This window comes from Corallococcus sp. AB030, assembly GCF_003668965.1.
In the GTDB taxonomy this organism is placed as follows: domain Bacteria; phylum Myxococcota; class Myxococcia; order Myxococcales; family Myxococcaceae; genus Corallococcus; species Corallococcus exiguus.
On record NZ_RAWQ01000366.1, the window covers coordinates 1 to 4739 of the forward strand.

General features: G+C 71.3%; 4 protein-coding genes. All 4 read right to left on the bottom strand.

What is annotated here, in order from left to right:
• A partial coding sequence (locus D7Y15_RS42315; protein ID WP_121756099.1) for an ABC transporter permease occupies positions 1-781 on the bottom strand: 781 nt, incomplete at its 3' end.
• Positions 778-1767 carry an ABC transporter ATP-binding protein gene (locus tag D7Y15_RS42320; protein WP_120578927.1) on the bottom strand — a complete coding sequence of 330 codons (990 nt, stop codon included), beginning with the start codon at positions 1765-1767 and terminating at the stop codon, positions 778-780. The genes D7Y15_RS42315 and D7Y15_RS42320, both read right to left, overlap by 4 nt.
• Before the next feature lie 37 nt (positions 1768-1804).
• Complete coding sequence (gene cyoE, locus D7Y15_RS42325; protein WP_120578928.1) at positions 1805-2689, bottom strand: heme o synthase; 885 nt, start codon at positions 2687-2689, stop codon at positions 1805-1807.
• 213 nt (positions 2690-2902) lie between these two features.
• Positions 2903-4739 (bottom strand): tetratricopeptide repeat protein (locus D7Y15_RS42330; protein ID WP_233605304.1); only part of this gene is annotated, 1837 nt, incomplete at its 5' end.

The window sequence follows — 4739 nt, forward strand, 5'->3', positions numbered from 1 at the left end:
CCCCACCCTGCGAGCCCACCGCCAGCGACGCCTGCGCCCCGTACAGCGCGCGGCGCACGCCCTCCACGGAGAAACGCATCGGGTTGAGCGTCATCACCCATGACATCACCGGCCCCGCGCCCTTCACCGGGAACATGGCCCCGGAGAGCACCCACATGGGCAGCATCACCAGGCTCATCACCGCGTGGTAGCCCGCGCTCGACTTCACCCACCAGGCGAGCGCCATGCCCATGCCGGTGAGAGCCAGCGCGGACAGCACCATCACCGCCGCGAGCAGCGGGTAGTCCACCGCCTTCACGTCCACGCCCGCCAGCGGCGCGAAGAGCAGGAACAGCGACGCCTGCATCAGCGCGATGGTGGACGACCCCAGCGCCTTGCCCAGCACCACCGCCAGCCGCGAGCCCGGCCCCGCCAGCACCGCCTGGAGGAAGCCCTCCTTGCGGTCCTCGATGACGGTGATGGTGGCGAAGATGGCGCTGAAGAGCACCACCATGGTGACGACGCCCGGGAAGAAGAACTGCTGGTAGCCCAGCCCCTGCGCGCCCTCCACGCGGAAGGAACCCGCGAACCCGGAGCCGATGACGAACCAGAACAGGATGGGCTGCGCCAGCGCGCCCACCACCCGGCTGGGCTGCCGGAAGAAGCGCACCACGTCGCGCGAGAGCAGCACCCACACGGTGGCCCACTGCAAGGCCAGCGTCCCCGGCTCCCGGCGGTGGACCGGGGCGGAGGGAGCGTCCAGTGAGGGGGACGGAACAGGCACGGGGATGTCGGCGCTCATCGGCGTTTCCTCGGCGCGGGCGTGGGCGAGGGAGCATCCGCCCCCAGGGCCTTCCCGGTGAGCTGGAGGAACACGTCCGCCAGCGTGGGCCGGCGCAGCGACACGGAGGCGAACCGCCCCGGAGGGAAGGCCTCCACCAGCCGCGGCACCAGCGCGTGTCCCTGCGAAGCCTCCACCTGCACCCGCCCCTCCACCACCGTCGCCGCAAGTCCCAGCCGCTCCGTCACCTGCGCGGCCAGCGCCTCCGGCTCCGGGCCCTCCAGCGTGAGGATGTCCCCGCCCATGCGCGAGGCGAGCGCCCGGGGCGTGTCGCACGCCACCAGCTTCCCGGCGTCCAGCACCGCCAGCCGGTCGCACCCTTCCGCTTCGTCCGCGCGGTGCGTGGTGAGCAGCACCGTGACGCCCTGCGCGTCGCGCAGCCGCTTGAGGTGCGTCCAGAAGGTGCGGAAGGCCGCCTCGTCCAGGCCCTGCGTGGGCTCATCCATCAGCACCACGCGCGGCTGGTGCACCAGGGCCCGCGCCAGCTCCAGCCGCCGGCGCATGCCGCCCGACCAGGTGCCCACCTTCTCATCGCCCCGGTCCTGCAGGCCGATGAGCGACAGCATCGTCTCCACGCGCGCCTTCGCGTCCGCGCCCGTGAGGCCGTACAGCCGCGCGCCCAGGAGCAGGTTCTCCCGGGCGGTGAGCAGGTCATCCAGGCTGCTCTTCTGGAAGATGATGCCCATCTGGCGCCGCAGCGCCGGGTCGCTCAGGGACAGCACCTTGCCGGCGAAGTGCACCTGCCCCGCGTCCGGCGAGAGCAGGCCCGCGAGCAGTTGGAAGGTGGTGGACTTGCCGGCGCCGTTGGGCCCCAGGAGACCCAGGATTTCGCCCGGCTGCACGGACAGCGACAGCCCGTCCACTGCGGTGCGCTCGCCGAAGCGGCGCGTGAGCCCCTCGATGCGCAGCAGCGGCGGGGGCGGGGTTGGAACGGAGGTGTCAGGCATGCGAAAGGCGGCCTCGCACCCGGACGCAGCGAGGGGGCTAGCCGCGGGGGATGCGGTCCAGCGCCATCACGGCGAACAGGCCGGTGAGATACACGAGCGAATACACGAACGTCTGGCGCGCCCAGGGCTTTCCCAGGTGCTTGAAGAAGCCCCACGCCCCCAGGCCCAGGAAGCCCAGCCCCAGCAGCACCGCCGCGGCCAGGTACCACGTGCCCGCGATGTGCAACTGGAACGGCAACAGCGTCATGGGCACCAGCGCCACCAGGTAGAGCACCACCTGCGCGCGGCTGGACTCGTCCCCGCGCTCCAGCGGAACGGACTTGAGGCCCGCGGCGGCGTACTCGTCCTTGCGGAACAGCGCGATGGCGATGAAGTGCGGCATCTGCCAGAGGAACATGATGGCGAACAGCGCGAAGCCGCCCGCGTCCACCCGGTCCGTCACCGCCGTCCAGCCCATGAGCGGAGGCAGCGCGCCGGGAATCGCACCCACCAGCATCGCCGCGGACGTGCGGGCCTTGAGCGGCGTGTACGCCAGCACGTAGCTGAGCAGCGCGACGAGCCCCAGCACGCCGGTGAGCAGGTTGGCGCCCAGCACCAGCGCGGGCAGCGACACCGCCGCCAGCGACAGGCCGAACCACAGCGCCGTGTTGGGGTCCATGCGCCCGGCGGGCAGCGGCCGGTTGCGCGTGCGCGCCATGAACTGGTCGCTGTGACGCTCCCAGTAGCAGTTGAACGCGTTCGCCGCGCCCACCGTGCCCGCCGTCGCCAGCAGCGTCACCAGCGTCCGCACCGGCGTGAAGTGCCCCGGAGCCATGAACATGCCGCCCGCCGCGGTGATGAGCACCAGCGACGACAGCCTCGGCTTGGTGAGGGAAATCAGGTCGGACGCGGTGGACGACTGGGACAGGGCACGCGCGCTCAAGCGGACTCCAGCAGGTAGTCCCTGGACCGCGGTCGCTCCCGGCTACCGGTCAAGGGGGTGTGGGGTGGACCCTCCCATACCGTCACCCGGGAGGGGTGGCAAGGCTGGGGCTCCCCGCCACATCAGCCTGCCTTGTCGCCCCCCGTCAAAAACGAAACGCCGCGAAGCCCGGGAAGGGGCCTCGCGGCGTGGGGGACAGCGGGAGGCGGGGCTTCAGTTCCCCGCGAGCCGCTGCGCGTCGGCGAGGTACTCGCCCTTGGGCTCGCGCCGCACGTACTCGGCCGCCAGCGTCTTGACCTTGCCCGACTGCTTGGCGTCCTTGGAGAGCAGCTGCGCGTAGAAGTAGTAGGCCGCCGAGTAGTTCTCGTCGGCCTGCAGCGCGCGCTGGTAGGTCTCGTCCGCCTTCGCGGCGTCGCCCTTGCCCTGGTAGACGCGGCCCAGCTCCGTGAGCGCGTTGGCGACGCGGTCCGGCTGGCCGAAGAACTCCTGGCTGGCCTTCTCCAGCTGCTCCTTCGCCTTGTCCCACTCCGAGCGCTCCCGGTAGATGGCGCCCATGGCGAGCCGGGCCTCCGGGTTCTTCGCCTTGGGGTCCTTCACCGCGCGCTGGTACTGCGCGAGCGCGTCCTCCAGCTTGTTCTGGCGGCGGTAGGCGTTGCCCAGCATCACCACCAGCTTGGGGCTGTCGCCCATCGTCTTGAGCGCGGTGACGAGCGCCTCGGAGGCCTCCTTCTCACCGCCCGGCTTGCCCATGAGGGCCTTGGCCAGCTCGACGTGGAACTGAGCACGGCTGCCGTCCGCGCGGATGGCCTTGCGGATCTCCTCCGCGGCCGCGTCGAAGTTGCCCTCCGCCAGCAGGCGGCGGCCCTTGATGAGGTTCAGCTCCGGGTTCTGCTTGTCGAGCGCGAAGCCGGTCTCCTCCGCCTTCGTGACCTCCTGCTTCGCCTTGGCGGGCTCCGCCGGCACGCCCGTGGCCTCGGTCAGCAGCTGCTGCTGGTCCGGCTTGAGCGTGGGCATGGCCAGCGCCACGCGGGCGATGAGCAGCGAGCGAGCGAGCTGCGCGGTGGCGAGCTGACGCGGGCTGGGCGGGGGCTCCGCCTCCAGCAGCTTCTTGATGTCCCGGCTGGCCACCGCGTAGTTCGGCGCGTCCTGCTCCAGCATCAGGAGCGAGCGGCCCAGCAGCGACTCCGGGTGGTCCTTCTCGTAGCGCAGGGCGAAGTCGTAGTTCTTCCAGGCGGTGTTGTCCTGGCCCAGCCGGCGGTACACCGCGCCCAGGCCCGCGTAGACGCGCGGATCATCCGGAGCCAGCGCCTGCGCGCGCTCCAGGCTGTCGCGCGCGCGCTCCAGGTCACCCGCGTTCATCTGGATGAGGCCCAGCGTGAGGTACAGGAGCGAGGACGCCTTGTTCTGGTCGTTGAGCTCCTTGACCTGCGTCTCCAGCGAGGCCAGCGCGCCCTTGCCGTCACCGCTGTACGTCTTGATCAGCGCCTGAGCGGCGATGAGGTGGCTGGACAGCTCCTTGCCCTTCTGGGCCGCCGCCAGGTGCTCCTCGGCCTGCCGGCGCGCGTCGTCGCCGCCGCCGTGCTCACCCCAGCGGATGGCGTACGCGTACGCCAGATAACCGTGGGCCGCGGTGGAGTCGGCGTCCACCTCCAGGGCCAGGTCCGCCGCCTCGCACGCCTTCTTGTAGCTGGCGAACGAGTCGTGCTTGAGCTGCTCGGTGGCGACGTCCAGGTTCTTCTTGAGCTCGCGGCTGCGCTTCTTGGCCTGCGCCGAGTAGAAGCCGTATCCACCCGCGAACAGCGGGATGAGGATGAGCAGGACCATCGACAGCATCTTGCTGCCGTTGCTCTTGGGCGGGCTCTTGCGGCGCGACGAGGGCTCGTCCTCGTCGTCCTCGACCTCTTCCACCACCACCTGCGGACGGCGCTGGGTGGGGCGCGAGGCGGAATCCGACGGGCGCGCCGTGCGGGCCGCCTGCTGGGACGGGGCGTTGATGCGGCCCACGGACGTGGTGGCGGGCGCTTCAGCGGCGGCGGGCGGGGCCGTCACG